This is a genomic window from Streptomyces sp. NPDC088762 (assembly GCF_044750905.1).
Lineage (GTDB): Bacteria > Actinomycetota > Actinomycetes > Streptomycetales > Streptomycetaceae > Streptomyces.
The window spans coordinates 1-19,274 of sequence record NZ_JBIVKT010000008.1; the positions used below are offsets into that span (position 1 = coordinate 1).

Here is a 19,274-nt window from a genome sequence, read left to right on the forward strand (position 1 = left end):
CGCAGGACGAGCGCGCAACCACCCTGAACATGTCGAAGCGGGGGCTTCGTGCGCGAGCCGAGGAGACACTCCGGCGGGGCACCGCCCCAAGCCCCACTCCGGCCCCACCCGGAGGACACCCCCCAGCCCCGCCGGCGATTGAGGCGACCCGGGGCCGGCCGACGCAGCGGCACCCCCATGGGGGAGACCACCGACGGCCAGCGCGCACGCCCGGCGGAGGGCCGCGCACGCCCGGCGGAGGGCCCGGCAGAGGGCTAGGCCGACAGCAGCGGGCTCGCGTGCCGGTGCAGCCAGGCCCGGTACGGCGGCGTACCCAGGGCCGCCTCGCGGTAGGCGGCGCGCAGGTCCGCGTAGACCTCGGCATGGGCGCCCGGGCGAGTGGCCAGCAGCAGGCGTACGGCCAGGGGATCGCCCGACAGCGGGCGGATCGCCATGTCGTCCCGCGGCCCGGAGGTCGGCTGGCAGGGGGCGACCGCCTCGCCGGAGACGATCAGCGAGGTCGCCGTGTGGTAGTCGGCGTGCAGGACCGGCGGGTCCAGTCCGGCCCCGGCGAAGACGCGCCGCAGGCCGTCCCACTCGCCGTCGACCGAGGGGTCCACCGTCCACCGGTCGGCGGCCAGGTCCCGTAAGGAGACGACGGCCTGGTCCGCGGCCGGGTGGTCCCGGGACATCGACACGAACTGCGGCTCCCGCTCCATCAGCACGTGCAGCTGGAGCCCGGCGGGAACCCGCAGCGGGCTGCCCTCCACCTCGTGTACGAAGGCCACGTCGAGCTGCCCCGCATCGACCAACCGCAGCAGCGCGTTGGCGGAGACGTCCACCACCAGCGAGGTCTCCGTGTCCGGCAGCCGCCGGTGCAGCCGCCGCAGCCAGCCCGGCAGGGCCCGGCTGGCCGTGGAGCCGATTCTCAGCCGCGGCCCGTTGGCCAGTGCGCGCGCCTCCGCCACGAGCGCGGCCATCTCGGCGAGCAGCGGGCGGGCCCGGCCCAGTACGGTGCGACCGAAGGGGGTCGGCCGGCAGCCGGTGCGTTCGCGCAGGAACAGCTCGCCGTCCAGGGCCCGTTCGATCCGGCGCAGCTGGGTGGTCAAGGAGGGCTGGCTCACGCCGAGTTGCCGGGCCGCCTTGTGCAGGCTCCCGGCGTCGGCGATGGCGCACAGGGCGCGCAGGTGCCTGACCTCAAGCTCCATGCCCAGAGGGTAGGCCGGGCCCGGCTGGCCGCACCAGCCACCGATAGCCCCTCGAATCCCGCCATTCTCACCCCGGTTGGACTGTCGAAATCTTCCCGATAGGACCGCGCTATCGGCCAGTGACATCATCCGCCGGGTGCTTCCGCTCCCTCAGACTCCGGTCACGAACCACCACCCCCCACCGCACCGGACGAGTAGGAGCTCCCGCACATGCGCCACTCCCGTAAGGCCGTTCTGGCCACCACGCTCGGTCTCGGCCTGGCCGCCGCCCTCGGCGGCGTCGTCCCCACCGCCAGCGCCGCCCCCGCTCCCGCCGGCACGCCCGCCAGCTACGCGGCGTACGAGAACTCGCAGGAGAACCAGGCAGCCAACAAGGCCTTCTTCGAGGCCGTTTCGCGCTCGGTCGCCGAGCAGCGCGCCGCGAACCCGGGCCTCCTGGCCGTGACCGTCACCTACAACACCCGCAACGCGCCGAGCTTCCGCACCCAGATAGCCCGTTCCACGCAGATCTGGAACAGCTCGGTCAGCAACGTCAAGCTGCAGGAGGTCTCCTCCGGCGGGAACTTCTCGTACCGCGAGGGCAACGACTCGCGCGGTTCGTACGCGAGCACGGACGGCCACGGCCGGGGCTACATCTTCCTCGACTACCGGCAGAACCAGCAGTACAACTCCACGCGGGTGACGGCGCACGAGACGGGCCACGTCCTCGGGCTGCCGGACCACTACTCGGGCCCGTGCAGCGAGCTGATGTCGGGTGGCGGTCCGGGCACCTCCTGCCAGAACGCCACCCCGAACAGCACCGAGCGGGCGCGCGTGGACCAGCTCTGGGCCAACGGCCTCGTCGCCTCGGGCCTCGACTCGAAGGGCTAGTCCGCCGGCGCCACGTACCGCTCGCACTGCGGGTTCCGGCAGGGACCCGGAACCCATTGCGGTACGAAGATCCCGAGGGACTTGTGACGTCTCAGCACCGTCTCGACGGGGTTCCCGCAGGCCGGGCAGAGCTGCTGCTCGTGCCCGGCCTGCGGGGCGACGGTCTCGTGCGGGTGCTGCTGCTCGTGCTGTTCACCGGCCATGCCTCCACGGTAGGCCCGTCGGCGCCCGCGTGCGTAGGGCACCGCCGTGGGAGTGGTGGGCGCCTACCCCCGCGGCTTGCGCCACATCGGCCACATCAGCGGCCCGTCCGGCAGCCGCACCGCATCGCCCGTGAATTCCCAGCCCAGGCGCTCGTACAGCCGCATGCTGCGCTCGCTGCTCGCCTCCAGGTACGCGGGCACGCCCTCGCGGTCGCAGCGCTCCAGCACCGGGCGCATCAGCTCACTGCCCAGCCCCTCGCCCTGGCGCCCCGGGGCGACCGCGATCATCAGCAGGTACTCGTGCTCCTCCGCCGTTGGGTGGACCGCGCCCGTCAGCCGGCCGACCAGCTCGCACCGCTCGTTGTCCGGGTCGGCGACGGCCCGCATCTTCGCCGGGATCTCGTCCTCGCCCTCCGGCTCGCCCGCCGGGATCCGCAGCCACAGCGCGGCCGCCGAGCCGTCCACGGCGTAGTCGATCCGGCCTTCGGCGAGCGCCACGTCCACGAAGACGCCGAGGAATCTGCCGTGCACGGCGGCCCGGTGGTCCGGGTCCGGGAAGACCCAGCTGCTCACCGGATCGGTGCGGAAGGCCTCGTCGAGGAGGCGGGCCACCGCGTCCCGGTCCGACTGCTCCGCCTGACGTATCTCCAGCGCCACCGGTCACACCTCTCGCTCCATCGCCAACGACCTTGGGCGATCCTAGAGTTGTGGCGGGGCTCCGAAGGGGCGGGGGCGGCGGAAAGGCCTGTTCCGACACCCTGTGGATGCCGGAACGGGCCGTGCGCACCCCGCTGCGGCGAGGTCACCTCGTACGGCGCGTCACGAACTCCGCGAGCGCCAGCAGTCCGCCGGCCGCCGCGAGGTCGGGAACCGCCCGTGACAGCTGCTGCACCGCGCGGCCCATCCGGTCCGCGGCGTGGGCCTGCGCCCAGTCGCGCCCGCCGGCCCGGTCCACCGCCTCGGCCGCCCGCTGTACGTCGTCCCCGGTCATGGGACCGGCGTACAGGGCAGCCAGCTCCTGCCCCGCCGTGGTGCCCGAGGTGAGGGCGGCCACGACCGGGAGGGACTTCTTGCGGGAGATCAGATCGGCTCCGGCGGGTTTGCCGGTGTGCGCGGGGTCCCCCCAGATGCCGATCAGGTCGTCGATGAGCTGGAAGGCCAGTCCGGCCTCCCGTCCGAAGGCGTCCATGGCGTCGACCTCGTCCGGTCCGGCCCCCGCGTACAGCGCGCCCAGGGCGCACGCGCACCCCAGGAGCGCCCCGGTCTTGGCCGTCGCCATGGTCAGGCACTCGTCCAGCGAGACGTCCGGGCGCTGTTCGAAGGCGCAGTCCGCCTGCTGGCCGGCGCACAGCTCGATGACGCAGGCCGAGAGGCGGGCCGAAGCGCGCTCCGAGGCCGGGTGCGGATCCTCGGCGAGCAGTCCCAGCGCGAGCGCCATCATGGCGTCGCCGGTGATGATCGCGTCTGCCATCCCGAAGACCGTCCAGGCGGTGGCCCGGCCGCGCCGGCGGACGTCCCGGTCGATGACGTCGTCGTGCAGCAGCGTGAAGTTGTGCGCCAGCTCCACCGCCACGGCCGCGCGTACCGCCTCCTCGGGCTGCCCGCCGCCCTGCCCCTGAAGGGCCAGGGCCGAGGCGAGCACGAGGGCCGGCCGGATGGCCTTCCCGGCGTTGCCCGCGGCCGGGGTGCCGTCGGCCTGTTCCCAGCCGAAGTGGTACATGGCGACGCGCCGCATGGAGCCGGGCAGGCTCTCGACGGCCCGCCGCAGTTCCGGGTTGACCGTTTCTCTTGTGCGTTCGAGGAGGGCAGCGGCCTCTTGGCCCTCGCCGGTCGCGACGGCGTTCAGCGCCAACGGGCGATCTCCACGTTCTCCAGCACGCCGAGCGCGTCCGGCACCAGCACCGCGGCGGAGAAGTAGGCGGTGACCAGGTAGGAGATGATCGCCTGCTCGCTGATCCCCATGAAGCGGACCGAAAGGCTCGGCTCGATCTCGTCGGGGATGCCCGGCTGGTGCAGGCCGATCACGCCCTGGTCGTCCTCGCCGGTGCGCATGCACAGGATCGAGGTGGTGCGGGCGTCGCTGATCGGGATCTTGTTGGACGGGAAGATCGGCACGCCGCGCCAGGACGGCACCCGGTGGCCGTCGATGTCGATCGACTCCGGGTACAGCCCGCGCTTGTTGCACTCCCGGCCGAAGGCGGCGATCGCCTTCGGGTGCGCGAGGAAGAGCTTGGAGCCGCGCCGCATGCTGAGCAGCTGGTCCATGTCGTCGGGGCTGGGCGCGCCGTCGTGGGGCTGGATGCGCTGGTCGTAGTCGGCGTTGTGGAGGAGGCCGAAGTCGTGGTTGTTGAGCATCTCGTGCTCCTGGCGCTCGCGCAGCGCCTCGACCGTGAGCCGCAACTGCTGCTCGGTCTGGTTCATCGGCTGGTTGTACAGGTCGGCGACGCGGGTGTGGACGCGCAGGACCGTTTGTGCAATGGAGAGTTCGTACTCGCGCGGGCGGGCCTCGTAGTCCACGAAGGTGCCGGGGAGCACGGCCTCGCCCTGGTGGCCGGCGGAGAGCTCGATGGCGGCCTCGCCGTACTTGTTGGTCCGCTGCGGGGGCAGGGACCGTACGGTGTCGACGTGCGCGCGCAGCGAGTCGACCCGGTCGGCGAGCAGCTGGAAGTCCTGGCGGGTCAGGACGAGTGCGGTGCCCGCGGTGGCGGCGCGGGCGGTGTACTCCCAGATCGCCTCCTCGTCGACGAGGGAGTCCTCGCCGAAGAAGGCGCCGTCGGCGACGGTCCGCAGGACGGCGTCCTCGCCATACGGGCCGGGGCCGATCTGCTCGATGCGGCCGTGGGCGAGGAGGAACACCTGGTCGGAGGCGTTGCCGAATGAGGTGAGCTCCTGGCCGGGCTCGAAGTCGATCTGGCGGCAGCGCTGGGCGAGTTCGGCGAGGACGTCGAGGTCCTCGTAGTCGCGCAGCAGCGGGAGCTCGCCGAGTTCCGCGGGGATGACCTGGACCTGCGTCCCGGTCTTGATGAATTCCACGATGCCGTTGCCGACCGAGTAGCTCAGCCGCCGGTTGACGCGGTAGGTGCCGCCCTGCACGGAGACCCACGGGAGCATTTTCAGGAGCCACCGCGAGGTGATTTCCTGCATCTGCGGCGCGGACTTGGTCGTGGTTGCCAAGTTCCGCGCGGCCGATGTCGCCAGACTGCGCTGCGGTGTCTGGGCCTCGGATTCGGAACCTGCCTGGACCGACATGTCTTTCCCTTTCGATCACTCCATGGATCTGCGGGATCAGCCTTTCACCACGGAACGTGGTGGGACCATTACACAAACGGGTGGGACTACTCCGTCCGGGTGCGGGGCACTGTGTGGGGTCTGTTCCGCCTCCACGGGGGCCGTGCACCCACCACTTCCGGCCATCGGAATCCCGGCTCGACGTTAATTTGCACGTGAGATGCAAGTTTTCTACGGTGTGCCCATGCGCCTGACCCGATTCACCGACCTGGCCCTGCGCGTCCTGATGCGCCTGGCCGTCGAGGAGGCAGACCTCCCGACCACGCGGGACGTGGCGGCGACGATGCAGGTTCCGTACACCCACGCGGCCAAAGTGGTCGCCAAGCTGCAGCATCTCGGCCTGGTCGAGGCGCGGCGAGGCCGCGGCGGCGGCCTCACCCTGACCTCCGCCGGGCGCGCCGCCTCGGTGGGCGGGCTGGTGCGCGAACTGGAGGGCGCGGGCGATGTCGTGGAGTGCGAGGGCAGCGCACCCTGCCCGCTCCGGGGCGCCTGCGTCCTGCGCGGCGCGCTGCGCCGGGCACAGGAGGCCTTCTTCGCCGCCCTCGACCCGCTGACGGTGAACGACCTGGTGGCAGCCCCCACGGGACCGCTGCTCCTGGGCATCTCGGGCGGAGCACCGGCCTCGGCCGCAGGCCCCTGACGACCCGGGCCGGATGGCCGGTTCCCACCAGCCTCCGGCCCGCCCGACCGGACCCGGCGGCGAACTCGAACAGAAGACCGCACCACCATGCGCCGTGCGCTTCCCCGTCGCCGAAAATGCGCATCTCACATACCAGTTATCAATCGCCGGCCATCCATACGAGGAGTTCCGCATGCTGTCCGAGAAGTCGACCGCGACCGTACGAACCACCCTGCCCGCCGTCGGCGCGGCCATCGGCGACATCACGGAGCTCTTCTACGAGAAGCTGTTCGCGGCCCACCCGGAGCTCCTGCGCGACCTCTTCAACCGGGGCAACCAGAACGCCGGCCTCCAGAAGCAGGCCCTCGCCGGCTCCATAGCCGCCTTCGCGACGCACCTCCTGGACCGCCCGGACACCCGCCCCGACGTGATGCTGAGCCGCATCGCACACAAGCACGCCTCGCTCGGCGTGACCCGCGAGCAGTACGCGGTCGTCCACGAGCACCTCTTCGCGGCGATCGCCGAGATCCTCGGAGAGGCCGTCACCCCCGAGGTCGCCGAAGCCTGGGACGAGGTCTACTGGCTGATGGCCAACGCCCTCATCACCCTCGAGGAACGCCTCTACGCCGAGCAGCAGGTGCTCGCGGGCGACGTCTGGCGGACCTGGACGGTCGTCGGCCGGGTCGAGGAGACCTCGGACTGCACCACCTTCCACCTCGCGCCGGCCGACGGGGCCCCCGCGCCCTCCTTCAAGCCGGGCCAGTACGTCTCGGTCCAGGTCGAACTCCCGGACGGCGCCCGCCAGATCCGCCAGTACAGCCTCTCCACCGCCCCCGGCTCCCCGGTCCGCGCGATCACCGTCAAGCGGGTCCACGGCCCGGCCGCCGCGGGCCCCGACGGAGAGGTCTCCCACCACCTGCACGCCCGCGTCCGCGTCGGCGACACGCTGCGCGCCTCGGCCCCGTACGGCGACCTGGTCCTGCGGGACTCCGCGGCGCCCGTCCTGCTCGCCTCGGCCGGCATCGGCTGCACCCCGATGCTCTCGATGCTGGAGCACCTCGCCGACACCGGGCACACCGCCCCGGTCACCGTCCTGCACGCCGACCGCTCCCCCGCGGACCACCCACTGCGCGGCGACCACCGGGCCCTGACGCTCAAGCTGACCGACGCCTCGGCCCGCTTCTGGTACGAGTCCGGAGCCGAGCCGGGCGACGGCGAAGGCCGGATCGACCTGACGGACGTTTCCGTCGCGCCCGGCACGCAGGCGTACCTGTGCGGGCCGCTCCCCTTCATGCGCGCGGTGCGCGAACAACTGCTGGCCAAGGGCGTACCGGCCGCGGACATCCACTACGAGGTCTTCAGCCCGGACCTGTGGCTGGCTTCGGTCTGATCCCTGTCCGGATCACGCCCTAGCGGCGGAAGTGCCGCCTCCACTACACCGGAACGTGACGAACCGCGCACGTACCGTAAAGGAGGCGGCCATGGCCGCACCCATGTCCGCAGACCGCTTCATCCGCGCCCTGCGCGCCCAGGGCCTGACCGTCGTCGAGGTCGGCGCCTGGCGCACGCACAACCGCAACCACAAGGGCCCCTGGGGGCCGGTGCACGGGGTGATGATCCACCACACCGTCAGCCACGGCACCTCCTTCACCGTCAACCTCTGCCGCGAGGGCGACGAGGACCTTCCGGGCCCCCTCTGCCACGGGGTGATCACCAAGGACGGCCGCGTCCACCTGGTGGGCTACGGACGCGCGAACCACGCCGGGGCGGGCGACTCCGACGTCCTGGCGGCGGTGATCGCCGAGAAGCGGCTGCCGCCGGACAACGAGGCCGACACCGACGGGAACCGCCACTTCTACGGCTTCGAGTGCGAGAACCTCGGCGACGGCAAGGACCCCTGGCCGCCGGCCCAGCTGGACGCCATGGCCCGCGCGGCGGCCGCGGTGTGCCGGGTCCACGGCTGGACCGCGCGCTCGGTGATCGGCCACCTGGAATGGCAGCCGGGCAAGATCGACCCCAAGGGCTTCACGATGGACTGGCTGCGCGAGCGCGTGGCGGGACACCTGAAGTAGCCGGTGCCCCCACCCCACCCCTGACGGCCGGTCAGGGGTGGTCGTACCAGGCGAAGGCCGCGATCCTCCACCCCTGCGGGGTCCGGACGAACTGGATGGTCTTCGTCCCGGCACCCTCGAACGGCTCACCGTCCAGGATCCCGGACTTCGCGTACTCGCCGAACCGCGACGCGATGTCCCCGGCGATCTCGGTCCGCTCGGAGGTCTCCCACTCGGCGAACTCGACCAGCCGCCCACCGCCGAGCAGCCGCTCCCGGGGCTCGACGAACTCCTCCACGGTGTAGACCGTCAGCTCCGGCCCGGTAGCGACAATCACGCCCCCCGGAATCATCAGCCGCCGAATCCGCGCCACGTCGGCGGCCTTGCCGCCCCGGTTGTCGAAGGCGCCGAAGAACTCGGCGGTCAACAGGTCTATCTCCCCCTTGGACATGCCGGGAACGTAACACCGCACCTTGCCACGGCACCACAAGATCAGCCGAAGTACGGGGCCGGGCGCGGCGGCACGGACCGGAGCGGCACACAATGGGTGGGTGAACCGCCCTGCCGACCCCGCCGTGCTCCTGGAGCCCCGGCCGCCGTCCCCACTGCGGGAGATCCACGACGAGCGGTTCGACCGGTACGGGGTACGGCTGCTGCTGAAGCGGGACGACCTCGTGCATCCGGTGATCCCCGGGAACAAGTGGCGCAAGCTCGCGCCGAACCTTCGGGCGGCGCTCGCGCAGGGGCACGACACGCTGGTCACCTTCGGCGGCGCGTACTCGAACCACCTGCGGGCCACCGCCGCGGCCGGCCGGCTGCTGGGGCTGCGGACGGTCGGGATCGTGCGCGGCGACGAGCTGGCCGGGCGGCCCCTCAACGACTCCCTGGCCCGGTGCGCCGCGGACGGCATGCGGCTGCACTTCGCCACGCGCGCCGACTACCGCCGCAAGGCGGAGCCCGGGACGCAGGCCCGGCTCCTCGCGGAGGCCGGCGCGCGGGGCGCATACGTGGTCCCGGAGGGAGGCAGCAACGCCGCGGCCCTGGCGGGGTGCGCGGAGCTGGGCCGCGAGCTGCGGGGATGCGCCGACGTGGCGGCGGTGGCCTGCGGCACCGGCGGCACCCTGGCGGGCCTGGCGGCGGGGCTCGCCCCGGGCCAGCGGGCCCTGGGCGTTCCGGTCCTGGCGGGCGGCTTCCTGACGGCGGAGATACGTTCCCTCCAGGAGCAGGCCTTCGGCGGCCCGGCGGGCGACTGGACCCTCGCCGAGGACTTCCACCACGGCGGCTACGCCCGCGTCCCGGCCGAACTGGACTCCTTCGCGGCCGGCTTCGAATCCCGGCACGGCCTCCCGGTGGAACGGGTCTACGTGGCCAAGCTCCTGTGGGCGCTGACCGAGCTCACCGCCTCCGGGGCCTTCCCGGAGGGCACCACCCTGGCCGCCGTGATCACCGGCCGCCCCTGACCACCTCCTCGCCCGGCAGGACCACTCCCCACCCGATGCCCGCCCAGTTCCGGCAGGGGCCCCGGGCGCCCCGCCCAGGTTCCGGTGGGGACGGGTGTGTGCCGGGGCGCCCCCGCAGGGCGCCGAACACTGTCCCGCAGAACTGCCCACCCCCTGGCCACGTTCGGCGCCCGAGGAGGTGCCCCGGCGCGCACCCGTCCCCACCGGAACCGCCCCACCAGCCCCGGCACGGCAACGAGGCCCGGCCCGGCCCCACCGGAACCGCCCCCACGAGCCCCGGCACGGGAACGAGGCCCGGCCCCACCGGAACTGCCCGACCGCGCGACGAGGCGGCCCCGCCGGACCCGCCCCCACGCGCCCCGGCGCGGGTCAGCCCCGCTCCTCGCGGTAGGCCGCCGCCTCCTCCAGGTCCAGCCTGCGCAGCAACCCCCGCAGCATCTCGTCGTCGATCCGCCTCCGGTCCCGCAGCGCCACGAACACCTCCCGCTCCGCGCCGATCATCTCCCGCGCCAGCCGCCGGTAGATGTCGTCCGCCGACTCCCCCGTGACCGGGTTGACCTCGCCCAACCGCTCCCACACCGCGTTGCGCCGCCGCTCCAGCACCGTCCGCAGCCGGTCCGCCAGCGGCGGCGGCAGCGTGCTGCTCTCCGGCTCCTCCAGCAGCTCCGCCAGTCGCTCTTCCGCCGCCCGCGAGGCCTCGCTCTGCGCCTGCGCCTCCGCCAGCGTCTCGGCTTGCACGTCCCGCGGCGGCAGCTTCAGCATCCGGATCAGCGGCGGCAGCGTCAGCCCCTGCACCACCAGCGTCCCGATGACCGTCGTGAAGGTGAGGAAGAGGATCAGGTTCCGGTGCGGCACCGCCATCGGCACCGAGAAGGCGATGGCCAGCGAGACCACCCCGCGCATCCCGGCCCACCCCACGATCACCGGCGCCTTCCAGTCGGTGTCCGGCTCCCGCGTGCGGATCCGCTCCGACACCCAGCGCGGCACGAAGGTCGCCGGGAACACCCACAGGTACCGGGCGACGACCACCGCGAGGAACACCAGGGCCGCGTACCAGGCCGCGGCCATGCCCTCGTACTCCCCCAGACCCCGCAGGACCACGGGCAGCTGGAGGCCGATCAGCGCGAAGACCACCGACTCCAGGACGAAGGCGACCACCTTCCACACGGCCTCCTCCTGGAGCCGGGTGGCGAAGTCGACCTGCCAGTTCCGGTGCCCGAGGTACAGGGCGACGACGACCACCGCCAGCACACCCGAGGCGTGCACCCGCTCGGCCACCGCGTACGCCACGAAGGGGATCAGCAGCGAGAGGGTGTTCTGGAGCAGCGGCTCCTTCAGCCGCTTGCGCAGCTGGTGGATCGGCACCATCAGCAGCAGGCCCACGCCGACCCCGCCCACCGAGGCCACCAGGAACTCCGCGGTCCCGCCCGCCCAGCCGGCGCTCATCCCGACCGCCGCCGCCAGCGCCACGTTGTAGGCGGTGATCGCGGTGGCGTCGTTGACCAGGGACTCGCCCTGGAGGATGGTCGTCATCCGGTTGGGCAGCCCGAGCCGGCGGGCGATCGCGGTCGCGGCCACCGCGTCGGGCGGCGCGATCACCGCGCCCAGCACCAGCGCGACCGGCAGCGACAGGCCCGGCACCACCAGGTGCGCCGCGTACCCCACGGCGAGCGTCGCGAAGAGCACGTACCCGACGGACAGCATGGCGATGGGCCGCAGGTTCGCGCGCAGGTCCAGGTACGAGCTGTCCACGGCGGCTGTGTGCAGCAGCGGCGGGAGCAGCAGCGGCAGCACGATGTCCGGGTCGAGGGTGTAGTCGGGCACGCCCGGGACGTACGCGGCGAGCAGACCGGCGGCGACCAGCAGCAGCGGCGCGGGCACCGGCGTCCGGCGGGCCAGGCCCGCGACGGCCGCGCTTCCCGCGACCAGTGCCACCAGCGGCAATACCACCATCGATGATCCATCCTCATCCGTCGCGATCCATCGCGCGCCCGCACCCTGGTCGTACGCTGGCCATCATGAGCGAGTGCACCCACGTTGCCGAACTGCCGCGCCCCGAGCCCATCCCGTCTGCCCAGACCTGCCCCGAATGTCTGGAGCTCGGCAGCCATCCCGTGCAACTGCGGATGTGCCTGGGGTGCGGGTACGTCGCCTGCTGCGACTCCTCGCCCTACCGGCACGCCACGGCGCACCACCAGGCGACGGGCCATCCGGTCATGCGGAGCTTCGAGCCGGGCGAGATCTGGCGCTGGTGTTTTGTCGACGGTTCGATCGTCTGAGGCGGGGTAGGTCAACCCTCCGCCGGTTCCCCTGATTTGGGCCCGCCGACCCCTAGCCACTGTGTGTACCGGTGGGCTTACCATCAGTCACTGGCCGTGGGAAGGGGTGCCCTCAAGCGGGTGCCCAGAGGGGTGCCGCGACACGATCGCCCGGATCGCGGTAGCGTCACCGGGCGAACAGATCTCGTACCACCTTGGAGGTGAGGGGTTGTCCCAGATCGCAGGCGAGCCCGGGACCCAGGACTTCGTGGAAGTCCGGCTGCCCGCTGCGGGTGCCTACCTGTCGGTGCTGCGGACGGCCACGGCCGGCCTCGCCGCACGTTTGGACTTCACCCTCGACGAGATCGAGGACCTCCGCATCGCGGTGGACGAGGCCTGCGCGATCCTGCTCCAGCAGGCCGTGCCCGGCTCCGTCCTCAGCTGCGTCTTCCGTCTCATCGAGGATTCGCTGGAGGTCACGGTTTCCGCGCCGACCACCGACGGGCGCGCGCCGGAGCGCGATACGTTCGCGTGGACGGTGTTGTCGGCGCTGGCCGGCAAGGTCGAGGCCACGGTCGAGGAGAACCGGACGGTGAGCATCAGTCTCTACAAACAGCGCGGCGCGGGACCAGGACCGGCGTGAGCGGCGGGGAGATCCCGGTGCGGGGCGGGGATCGGCCCCGAGTGCGGCACGAGGTCGACGGCGGCATCCCGGAGCAGCAGCACGCCCGGCCGCACCCGGCTGACGCGGATGCGGAAGACGGCTTTTTGGACTCGGCGGAGCGACGGGCGGGCCCTATGAGCGAGAACCAGCACGAACAAGCACAGCCATCGCGGCCGTCACCGCCGGCCGAGGCCGGTGCCACGGCCCCGGCGCCGGTGGTGCCCGATGTGGCCGATGTCCAGGCAATCCCCGTCGTGCCGCTGTTCCCGGTGCCGGCGGTACTGCCGGATCCGCGCGACCGCAGCGGCGCGCGGGCCCTGTTCGTCGAGCTGCGGGCGCTACCCGAGGGCTCGCCGGAGCGGGCGGAGCTGCGCAATCGCCTCGTACGGATGCACCTGCCGCTGGTCGAGCACCTGGCGCGGCGCTTCCGCAACCGCGGTGAGCCGCTCGACGACCTGACGCAGGTGGCGACGATCGGCCTGATCAAGTCCGTGGACCGGTTCGACCCGGACCGCGGGGTCGAGTTCTCCACGTACGCCACGCCCACGGTGGTCGGCGAGATCAAGCGCCACTTCCGGGACAAGGGCTGGGCGGTTCGGGTGCCCCGGCGCCTTCAGGAGCTGAGGCTCTCGCTGACGACGGCCACGGCGGAGCTGTCCCAGCAGCACGGCCGCTCCCCCACGGTGCACGAACTGGCCGAGCGGCTGGGGATCTCCGAGGAGGAGGTGCTGGAGGGGCTGGAATCGGCCAACGCCTACAGCACGCTGTCGCTGGACGTCCCCGACACCGACGACGAGTCGCCGGCGGTCGCGGACACCCTGGGCGCGGAGGACGAGGCCCTGGAGGGCGTCGAGTACCGCGAGTCCCTCAAGCCGCTGCTGGAGGGGCTGCCGCCGCGGGAGAAGCGGATCCTGCTGCTTCGGTTCTTCGGCAACATGACCCAGTCGCAGATCGCGCAGGAGGTCGGCATCTCGCAGATGCACGTCTCCCGGCTGCTGGCCCGCACCCTGGCGCAGCTGCGCGACAAGCTCCTCGTGGAGGAATAGGCAGGATCGGGCGGGGCGTGGCCGGGCTCCGGGTTATCGGGCCTCTTCGCGGGGCCCGATTCCGAGCGCCTCGGTGGCCGTCGGGTTCACCAGCAGCACGACGACGGCCACCGCGGCCACGGCAAGCCCCACAGCGGCGGCGATCATCGCGCCGCCGGTGGTGTAGAGCGTCCAGGCCACCGGCAGCGCCATCAGCTGCGTGATCAGCGCCGGGCCCCGGCTCCAGCGGCGGCCCAGGCGCAGTCCGCGGGCCGCGATCAGTGGCAGCGCGGCGAGCGCCAGCAGGGTGACCCCGCCGGTCTCGGCCTGCTGCGGGGAGTCGGGGTCGCCGGCGATGCCCACGAACAGCATGTAGACGCCGAGGCCGGCCAGCGCCAGGCCCTCCAGGGCGGTGAGCGCCGCGGCGGCCGTCAGCCGGCCGGGCAGTGCGGCGGTCTCGGTGGCGGCGGGGGCGGTGGTCTGCGCGGGCTGCTTCTTACTCACCCCAGCAGGGTAGCCGCGTGCCCCGGACCTGGAGGGAACGGGCAGTGGGGTGGGCGGCCGAGGGGGTGGGTAGTCTGGCGCTCATGCGTGCACTTCTCGTGGCCAACCCAGCAGCGACGACGACCAGTGCGCGCACGCGCGACGTCCTGACCCACGCCCTGGCCAGCGAGATGAAGCTGGAGGCGGTGACCACCGAGTACCGGGGGCACGCCCGGGACCTCGGCCGCAGGGCCGCGCACGAGGGGCTGGATCTCGTCGTCGCCCTGGGCGGGGACGGCACGGTCAACGAGGTGGTCAACGGACTGCTGCACGACGGCCCCGATCCGGAGCGGCTGCCCCGGCTGGCCGTGGTGCCCGGTGGCTCCACCAATGTCTTCGCCCGCGCGCTCGGGCTGCCCAACGACTCGGTCGAGGCGACCGGAGCCCTGCTCGACGCGCTGCGGGAGCGGCGCGAGCGGACGGTGGGCCTGGGGCTGGCGGCCGGCACCCCGGGGACGGAGGACGAGTCGGTTCCGGCGCGCTGGTTCACCTTCTGCGCGGGCTTCGGTTTCGACGCGGGCGTGGTGGGGCGGGTCGAACAGCAGCGCGAGCGCGGCAAGCGTTCGACGCACGCCCTGTACGTACGGCAGCTGATGCGCCAGTTCTGGGAGGAGCCGAACCGCCGGCACGGCACGGTGACGCTGGAGCGCCCCGGCGCGGATCCGGTGACGGATCTGGTGCTCTCGATAGTCTGCAACACCTCTCCCTGGACATACCTGGGCAATCGCCCGCTGTACGCCTCCCCGGAGGCATCGTTCGATACTGCACTTGACGTATTGGCGCTGGACCGTTTGTCAACTCCGGCGGTCGCGCGCTACGCGACACAGCTCCTGACCTCGACTCCTGAGCGGGGTCCGCACGGCAAGCATGCGGTGTCTCTGCACGATCTGACGGACTTCACCTTGCATTCGAAGGTGCCGCTTCCCTTCCAGATGGACGGCGACCACCTCGGATTGCGCACCAGCGTTCGGTTCACAGGCGTTCGCCGTGCACTGCGTGTGATTGTGTGAGTAGAAGCGGCCAAAGTCCTTTCACTCGAACGTTTACACGCCGGTACACCCTCACGATGTAGGGCTGTGACCTACTAGACACCGACGAATCAAAAAAAACTTTCTGGAAGGGGTTGTATCCCCGTCCGAGGTTTGCGAATCTCTACATGGCGATCGGGACAGCCCGCAGAACCGGCACCCACACAGACCGCCAGAACCCCCAACGAATCTCTGGACCGCACCAGGCAACTGGGCGTCGGCCCTTCCCTCGCGGAGGGATTCGTGAAAGCGTTCACATTCACAAGCAACGTGCATGTCACACAAGAGAGGTAGCAGCCATGGACTGGCGTCACAACGCCGTTTGTCGTGAGGAAGACCCCGAGCTGTTCTTCCCCATCGGCAACACCGGTCCTGCGCTGCTGCAGATCGAGGAAGCCAAGGCCGTCTGCCGCCGCTGCCCCGTCATGGAGCAGTGCCTGCAGTGGGCGCTCGAGTCCGGTCAGGACTCCGGCGTCTGGGGCGGTCTCAGCGAGGACGAGCGCCGCGCGATGAAGCGCCGCGCCGCTCGCAACCGGGCGCGCAACGCCAGCGCCTGACAACGACTTTCGAGCCTCGACGCGCAGCGCGTAGAACCAGAGAAGCGCTCAGCAACGTGCTCTTGAGCCCCGGACCGAGAAGTTTTCGGTCCGGGGCTCAGTGCTGTCCGGGGGCAGTGGACACGGCGGGCCGTCACCCTCGGTGATGGCTCGTCCGCTACTTCTGCGGGCTGGACGGGATGTCGAGGACGACCTTGGTGCCGCGCGGCTCGGCCCGGACCATGTCGAAGGTGCCGCCGAGCTCTCCCTCCACGAGGGTCCGTACGATCTGCAGTCCGAGATTGCCGGCCCGCTGGGGGTCGAACCCCTCGGGCAGGCCCTTGCCGTCGTCGATCACGGTGATCAGCAGCCGCCCGTCGGCGCGGCCGGTGCCGGAGCGGACCGCGGAGACCTCCACGGTGCCGCGCTCCCCCTGGGTGAAGGCGTGTTCCAGAGCGTTCTGCAGGATCTCGGTCAGCACCATCGACAGCGGGGTGGCGACCTCGGCGTCCAGGATGCCGAAGCGGCCGGTGCGCCGGCAGTCGACCTTGCCCGGGGAGATTTCGGAGACCATCGCGATGACGCGGTCGGCGATCTCGTCGAACTCCACGCGCTCATCCAGGTTCTGAGACAGCGTCTCGTGCACGATCGCGATCGAACCGACCCGGCGCACGGCCTCGTTGAGTGCTTCGCGGCCCTGCGGCGAATCCATCCGGCGGGCCTGGAGCCGCAAGAGAGCGGCCACCGTCTGGAGGTTGTTCTTGACCCGGTGGTGGATCTCCCGGATGGTCGCGTCCTTGGTGATCAGTTCGCGTTCGCGACGGCGCAGTTCGGTGACGTCGCGGCAGAGCACCAGGGAACCGATCCGGGTGCCCTTGGGTTTCAGCGGAATGGCGCGCAGCTGGATGACCCCGCTGTTGCCCTCGACCTCGGTCTCCCTCGGGGCCCAGCCGCTGGCGAGCTTGACCAGGGCCTCGTCCACCGCGCCGCGCGAGGGCGCGAGTTCGGTGGTGGTGGTGCCGAGGTGCTGGCCGACGAGGTCGGAGGCCAGACCGAGCCGGTGGTAGGCGGAGAGCGCGTTCGGGGAGGCGTACGTGACCACGCCTTCGGCGTCGAGGCGGATCAGGCCGTCGCCGACACGCGGGGAGGCGTCCATGTCGACCTGCTGGCCGGGGAACGGGAAGGAGCCCGCGGCGATCATCTGCGCCAGGTCGGAGGCGGACTGGAGGTAGGTCAGCTCCAGCCGGCTCGGTGTACGCACAGTGAGCAGATTGGTGTTGCGGGCGATCACCCCCAGCACCCGGCCCTCGCGGCGGACGGGGATCGACTCGACGCGGACCGGCACCTCCTCGCGCCACTCGGGGTCCCCTTCGCGCACGATCCGGCCCTCGTCCAGCGCGGCGTCGAGCAGCGGGCGCCGGCCGCGGGGCACCAGGTGGCCGACCATGTCGTCCTGGTACGAGGTGGGGCCGGTGTTGGGGCGCATCTGCGCGACCGAGACGTACCGGGTGCCGTCGAGGGTGGGGACCCACAGCACGAGGTCGGCGAAGGACAGGTCGGAGAGCAGCTGCCACTCCGAGACCAGCAGGTGGAGCCACTCCAGGTCGGTTTCACCGAGAGCGGTGTGCTGGCGTACGAGGTCGTTCATGGAGGGCACGTGGCGAGCGTACCCCGGGTACGCGCCATGACTTTCCCCACGGGAATACCCAGGAGTATCCAGGAGGCCCCGAGGCCGCGTACTGTTGGAGGAACCGACGGGATTGCACGGCCCGTCGTTGGATGGACAGAACAGAATGGTCTAGTCCACAATTGGCCCAAGCTTCCGCCCTCCCCGCACAGGAGGACGGATCGAGGTAAGCCGCGCACTCTGCCCTGACTGCGCCGGCACCTCCCAACCGGCCGCGGGAACCGCACACCCGTCGGCCGTAAGTACTCCGGGCTACGGTGCCGGACGGGTTGAGGGTCCCGTCGGGCACCGTGGCCCAGAGGAAGACGAGCTACGGAACAACAGCTGGGGAAGACGCCGCGCAAGGCGCCCCCGGAGTGCGCCACGAAAGCCCCCGCAGCCGCAGCCGCCGAACCTACGCAGGCCAGGCCATGAGCGCCCGTGCCGCGACCGCCTCCAGCTCCTCCCGCGTCGCCCCGTCGCGCGACTGCTGGGACATCCCCTGGAGCACCGCGCCCGCGTACCGGGCGAGCGCCCGCGCATCCGTGTCCGCGGGCAGCGTGCCGGTGGCCATGTCCGCCCGGATACGGCTCTCGAACATCGCCAGGTTGGCGTTGCGCCGCTCGCGCAGGGCCTCGGCCACCTCCTGCGAGGTGGTGTTGATCGCCGCGCTGATCACCATGCAGCCCGGGGGGTGCGCCGGGTCGGTGTAGACCTCGGCGGCCTCGCGCAGGATGCGCTCCATGGCGGCGCGGGCCGTGGGCTCCTCGGCCAGCGCCACGCTCGCGAAGTCCCCGTAGCGGCCGCCGTAGACGACCACCACCTCGTCGAAGAGCTTGCGCTTGTCGCCGAAGGCCGCGTAGAGGCTGGGGGCGCTGATGCCCAGGGAGGCGGTCAGGTCGGAGATGGACGTCGCCTCGTAGCCGCGCTCCCAGAAGGCGAGCATGGCCTTGTCCAGGGCCGCGTCACGGTCGAAGGAGCGGGGCCTGCCGCGCTGTCCGGTCACCATGCGGACATTCTATAGCGGCCGCTAGGGAATCTGTTACGGTCATTTCTGTAGCGACCACTACTGATTGCTGAAGGGGGGCGCGTCATGGGCGTGCTCGAGGGGAAGACGGCACTGGTCACGGGCGGCAGCCGGGGGATCGGACGGGCCGTCGCGGAGCGGCTGGCGCGGGACGGGGCGCTGGTGGCGGTGCACTACGGGCGCAACGAGGCAGCGGCGAAGGAGACCGTGGGCGCCATCGAGGCGGCCGGCGGGCAGGCCTTCGCACTCGGGGCGGAGCTGGGGGTTCCGGGCGACGCACAGGCCCTCTGGGCGGCCTACGAGGCCCATCCCGCCCACACCGCGCACGTCGACATCCTGGTCAACAACGCGGGGGCGGCCGCCTTCGCCGGGATCGAGGACACCGACGAGGAAACCTACGACCGGGTCCACGCCCTGAACGCCAAGGCCGCGTTCTTCGTGATCCAGCAGGGGCTGCCCCGGCTGCGCGACGGGGGCAGGGTCGTCAACGTGACCGGCACCCCGGAGATCGCACTGCCCGCGATCCTGGCCACGATCATGGCCAAGGGCGCGGTGAACGCGTTGACCCGCTCGCTGTCCGCCGCGCTCGCCCCGCGCGGGATCACCGTGAACTCCGTGGGCCCCGGCGTCACCGGGACCGACCTCACCGCGGCCTGGCTGGCGGACCCCGCGGCCCGCGCCCACGCCGCCTCCCGCTCGGTCTTCGGGCGGATCGGCACGGCGGAGGAGGTCGCCGACGTGGTGGCCTTCCTGGCCTCGCCGGACTCCCGCTGGGTGACGGGCCAGCACCTCGACGCCACCGGCGGCCTCCAGCTGTCCCTGACGTAGGCGTTCCCGCACCGCCGGGAG

General features: G+C 71.9%; 21 protein-coding genes. 11 read left to right on the top strand and 10 right to left on the bottom strand.

The window, feature by feature from the left end:
* Nucleotides 1-254: 254 nt before the first annotated feature.
* Nucleotides 255-1,187 (bottom strand): LysR family transcriptional regulator, encoded by a 933-nt coding sequence (locus tag ACIP5M_RS19375; protein WP_401198565.1) that lies wholly within the window; start codon nt 1,185-1,187, stop codon nt 255-257.
* A gap of 210 nt (nt 1,188-1,397) precedes the next feature.
* On the opposite strand from ACIP5M_RS19375, the gene snpA reads away from it, so the two are divergent.
* On the top strand, nt 1,398-2,057 hold the full coding sequence (gene snpA, locus ACIP5M_RS19380) for a snapalysin (protein ID WP_401198566.1): 660 nt from the start codon (nt 1,398-1,400) through the stop codon (nt 2,055-2,057).
* Here the strand turns inward: snpA and ACIP5M_RS19385 are convergent.
* From ACIP5M_RS19385 to ACIP5M_RS19400, 4 genes are all read right to left on the bottom strand, one after another.
* Nucleotides 2,054-2,260 (bottom strand): hypothetical protein, encoded by a 207-nt coding sequence (locus ACIP5M_RS19385; RefSeq protein ID WP_401198568.1) that lies wholly within the window; start codon nt 2,258-2,260, stop codon nt 2,054-2,056. The two genes, snpA and ACIP5M_RS19385, sit on opposite strands and share 4 nt — an antisense overlap.
* Before the next feature lie 63 nt (nt 2,261-2,323).
* Entirely contained in the window at nt 2,324-2,917 is a 594-nt protein-coding gene (locus ACIP5M_RS19390) for a GNAT family N-acetyltransferase (protein ID WP_401198570.1), read from the bottom strand.
* Between the two features lie 145 nt (nt 2,918-3,062).
* Entirely contained in the window at nt 3,063-4,112 is a 1,050-nt protein-coding gene (locus ACIP5M_RS19395; RefSeq protein WP_401198572.1) for a family 2 encapsulin nanocompartment cargo protein polyprenyl transferase, read from the bottom strand.
* Nucleotides 4,103-5,509 (bottom strand): family 2B encapsulin nanocompartment shell protein, encoded by a 1,407-nt coding sequence (locus ACIP5M_RS19400; RefSeq protein ID WP_401198574.1) that lies wholly within the window; start codon nt 5,507-5,509, stop codon nt 4,103-4,105. Before ACIP5M_RS19400 ends, ACIP5M_RS19395 begins: the two co-directional genes overlap by 10 nt.
* A gap of 223 nt (nt 5,510-5,732) precedes the next feature.
* Here ACIP5M_RS19400 and ACIP5M_RS19405 point away from each other — a divergent pair, with 223 nt between their 5' ends.
* The 3 genes from ACIP5M_RS19405 to ACIP5M_RS19415 all read left to right on the top strand — a co-directional run bounded on the left by ACIP5M_RS19405 (nt 5,733) and on the right by ACIP5M_RS19415 (nt 8,239).
* Nucleotides 5,733-6,188, top strand: coding sequence for an RrF2 family transcriptional regulator (locus tag ACIP5M_RS19405; RefSeq protein ID WP_401198576.1), 456 nt, complete (start codon nt 5,733-5,735; stop codon nt 6,186-6,188).
* A 172-nt stretch (nt 6,189-6,360) separates the two neighbouring features.
* Entirely contained in the window at nt 6,361-7,557 is a 1,197-nt protein-coding gene (locus tag ACIP5M_RS19410) for a globin domain-containing protein (protein WP_401198578.1), read from the top strand.
* A gap of 91 nt (nt 7,558-7,648) precedes the next feature.
* Nucleotides 7,649-8,239: an N-acetylmuramoyl-L-alanine amidase gene (locus ACIP5M_RS19415; protein WP_401198580.1), complete on the top strand. Its 591-nt coding sequence runs from the start codon at nt 7,649-7,651 to the stop codon at nt 8,237-8,239.
* A 31-nt stretch (nt 8,240-8,270) separates the two neighbouring features.
* On the opposite strand, the gene ACIP5M_RS19420 is transcribed toward ACIP5M_RS19415, so the two are convergent.
* Nucleotides 8,271-8,669: a DUF4440 domain-containing protein gene (locus ACIP5M_RS19420; protein WP_401198581.1), complete on the bottom strand. Its 399-nt coding sequence runs from the start codon at nt 8,667-8,669 to the stop codon at nt 8,271-8,273.
* Nucleotides 8,670-8,769: 100 nt separating this feature from the next.
* Between ACIP5M_RS19420 and ACIP5M_RS19425 the strand changes: the two genes are divergently transcribed.
* A complete protein-coding gene (locus ACIP5M_RS19425; RefSeq protein WP_401198582.1) occupies nt 8,770-9,678 on the top strand; it encodes a 1-aminocyclopropane-1-carboxylate deaminase/D-cysteine desulfhydrase in 909 nt (302 codons plus the stop codon).
* A 369-nt stretch (nt 9,679-10,047) separates the two neighbouring features.
* Here ACIP5M_RS19425 and ACIP5M_RS19430 read toward each other — a convergent pair whose 3' ends face one another.
* Nucleotides 10,048-11,631, bottom strand: a complete 1,584-nt coding sequence (locus tag ACIP5M_RS19430) for a Na+/H+ antiporter (RefSeq protein ID WP_401198584.1) — start codon at nt 11,629-11,631, stop codon at nt 10,048-10,050.
* A 65-nt stretch (nt 11,632-11,696) separates the two neighbouring features.
* On the opposite strand from ACIP5M_RS19430, the gene ACIP5M_RS19435 reads away from it, so the two are divergent.
* The 3 genes from ACIP5M_RS19435 to ACIP5M_RS19445 all read left to right on the top strand — a co-directional run bounded on the left by ACIP5M_RS19435 (nt 11,697) and on the right by ACIP5M_RS19445 (nt 13,646).
* Nucleotides 11,697-11,957 (top strand): UBP-type zinc finger domain-containing protein, encoded by a 261-nt coding sequence (locus ACIP5M_RS19435; RefSeq protein ID WP_401198586.1) that lies wholly within the window; start codon nt 11,697-11,699, stop codon nt 11,955-11,957.
* 208 nt (nt 11,958-12,165) lie between these two features.
* On the top strand, nt 12,166-12,579 hold the full coding sequence (locus tag ACIP5M_RS19440) for an anti-sigma regulatory factor (RefSeq protein ID WP_215015185.1): 414 nt from the start codon (nt 12,166-12,168) through the stop codon (nt 12,577-12,579).
* Nucleotides 12,576-13,646, top strand: a complete 1,071-nt coding sequence (locus ACIP5M_RS19445; protein ID WP_401198588.1) for a SigB/SigF/SigG family RNA polymerase sigma factor — start codon at nt 12,576-12,578, stop codon at nt 13,644-13,646. Before ACIP5M_RS19440 ends, ACIP5M_RS19445 begins: the two co-directional genes overlap by 4 nt.
* A 33-nt stretch (nt 13,647-13,679) precedes the next feature.
* On the opposite strand, the gene ACIP5M_RS19450 is transcribed toward ACIP5M_RS19445, so the two are convergent.
* Complete coding sequence (locus ACIP5M_RS19450; RefSeq protein ID WP_401198590.1) at nt 13,680-14,129, bottom strand: hypothetical protein; 450 nt, start codon at nt 14,127-14,129, stop codon at nt 13,680-13,682.
* A gap of 83 nt (nt 14,130-14,212) precedes the next feature.
* Between ACIP5M_RS19450 and ACIP5M_RS19455 the strand changes: the two genes are divergently transcribed.
* Both ACIP5M_RS19455 and ACIP5M_RS19460 read left to right on the top strand, forming a co-directional pair.
* On the top strand, nt 14,213-15,178 hold the full coding sequence (locus ACIP5M_RS19455; protein WP_401198591.1) for a diacylglycerol/lipid kinase family protein: 966 nt from the start codon (nt 14,213-14,215) through the stop codon (nt 15,176-15,178).
* A gap of 317 nt (nt 15,179-15,495) precedes the next feature.
* A complete protein-coding gene (locus tag ACIP5M_RS19460) occupies nt 15,496-15,753 on the top strand; it encodes a WhiB family transcriptional regulator (RefSeq protein WP_003953983.1) in 258 nt (85 codons plus the stop codon).
* A 157-nt stretch (nt 15,754-15,910) separates the two neighbouring features.
* Here ACIP5M_RS19460 and ACIP5M_RS19465 read toward each other — a convergent pair whose 3' ends face one another.
* Both ACIP5M_RS19465 and ACIP5M_RS19470 read right to left on the bottom strand, forming a co-directional pair.
* Entirely contained in the window at nt 15,911-17,380 is a 1,470-nt protein-coding gene (locus tag ACIP5M_RS19465) for a sensor histidine kinase (protein ID WP_401199064.1), read from the bottom strand.
* A gap of 433 nt (nt 17,381-17,813) precedes the next feature.
* Nucleotides 17,814-18,407 (bottom strand): TetR/AcrR family transcriptional regulator, encoded by a 594-nt coding sequence (locus tag ACIP5M_RS19470; RefSeq protein ID WP_401198592.1) that lies wholly within the window; start codon nt 18,405-18,407, stop codon nt 17,814-17,816.
* 84 nt (nt 18,408-18,491) lie between these two features.
* Between ACIP5M_RS19470 and ACIP5M_RS19475 the strand changes: the two genes are divergently transcribed.
* Nucleotides 18,492-19,253, top strand: a complete 762-nt coding sequence (locus tag ACIP5M_RS19475; protein WP_401198594.1) for an SDR family oxidoreductase — start codon at nt 18,492-18,494, stop codon at nt 19,251-19,253.
* Nucleotides 19,254-19,274: the final 21 nt, after the last annotated feature.

What these genes read in the sequence shown, in the direction of transcription:
- ACIP5M_RS19475 (WP_401198594.1), top strand. Translation starts at nt 18,492, where the DNA reads ATGGGCGTGCTCGAGGGGAAGACGGCACTGGTCACGGGCGGCAGCCGG.
- ACIP5M_RS19430 (WP_401198584.1), bottom strand. Translation starts at nt 11,631, where the DNA reads ATGGTGGTATTGCCGCTGGTGGCACTGGTCGCGGGAAGCGCGGCCGTC.
- ACIP5M_RS19435 (WP_401198586.1), top strand. Translation starts at nt 11,697, where the DNA reads ATGAGCGAGTGCACCCACGTTGCCGAACTGCCGCGCCCCGAGCCCATC.
- ACIP5M_RS19405 (WP_401198576.1), top strand. Translation starts at nt 5,733, where the DNA reads ATGCGCCTGACCCGATTCACCGACCTGGCCCTGCGCGTCCTGATGCGC.
- ACIP5M_RS19415 (WP_401198580.1), top strand. Translation starts at nt 7,649, where the DNA reads ATGGCCGCACCCATGTCCGCAGACCGCTTCATCCGCGCCCTGCGCGCC.
- ACIP5M_RS19460 (WP_003953983.1), top strand. Translation starts at nt 15,496, where the DNA reads ATGGACTGGCGTCACAACGCCGTTTGTCGTGAGGAAGACCCCGAGCTG.
- ACIP5M_RS19455 (WP_401198591.1), top strand. Translation starts at nt 14,213, where the DNA reads ATGCGTGCACTTCTCGTGGCCAACCCAGCAGCGACGACGACCAGTGCG.
- snpA (WP_401198566.1), top strand. Translation starts at nt 1,398, where the DNA reads ATGCGCCACTCCCGTAAGGCCGTTCTGGCCACCACGCTCGGTCTCGGC.
- ACIP5M_RS19465 (WP_401199064.1), bottom strand. Translation starts at nt 17,380, where the DNA reads ATGAACGACCTCGTACGCCAGCACACCGCTCTCGGTGAAACCGACCTG.
- ACIP5M_RS19385 (WP_401198568.1), bottom strand. Translation starts at nt 2,260, where the DNA reads ATGGCCGGTGAACAGCACGAGCAGCAGCACCCGCACGAGACCGTCGCC.
- ACIP5M_RS19410 (WP_401198578.1), top strand. Translation starts at nt 6,361, where the DNA reads ATGCTGTCCGAGAAGTCGACCGCGACCGTACGAACCACCCTGCCCGCC.
- ACIP5M_RS19400 (WP_401198574.1), bottom strand. Translation starts at nt 5,509, where the DNA reads ATGTCGGTCCAGGCAGGTTCCGAATCCGAGGCCCAGACACCGCAGCGC.
- ACIP5M_RS19420 (WP_401198581.1), bottom strand. Translation starts at nt 8,669, where the DNA reads ATGTCCAAGGGGGAGATAGACCTGTTGACCGCCGAGTTCTTCGGCGCC.
- ACIP5M_RS19470 (WP_401198592.1), bottom strand. Translation starts at nt 18,407, where the DNA reads ATGGTGACCGGACAGCGCGGCAGGCCCCGCTCCTTCGACCGTGACGCG.
- ACIP5M_RS19375 (WP_401198565.1), bottom strand. Translation starts at nt 1,187, where the DNA reads ATGGAGCTTGAGGTCAGGCACCTGCGCGCCCTGTGCGCCATCGCCGAC.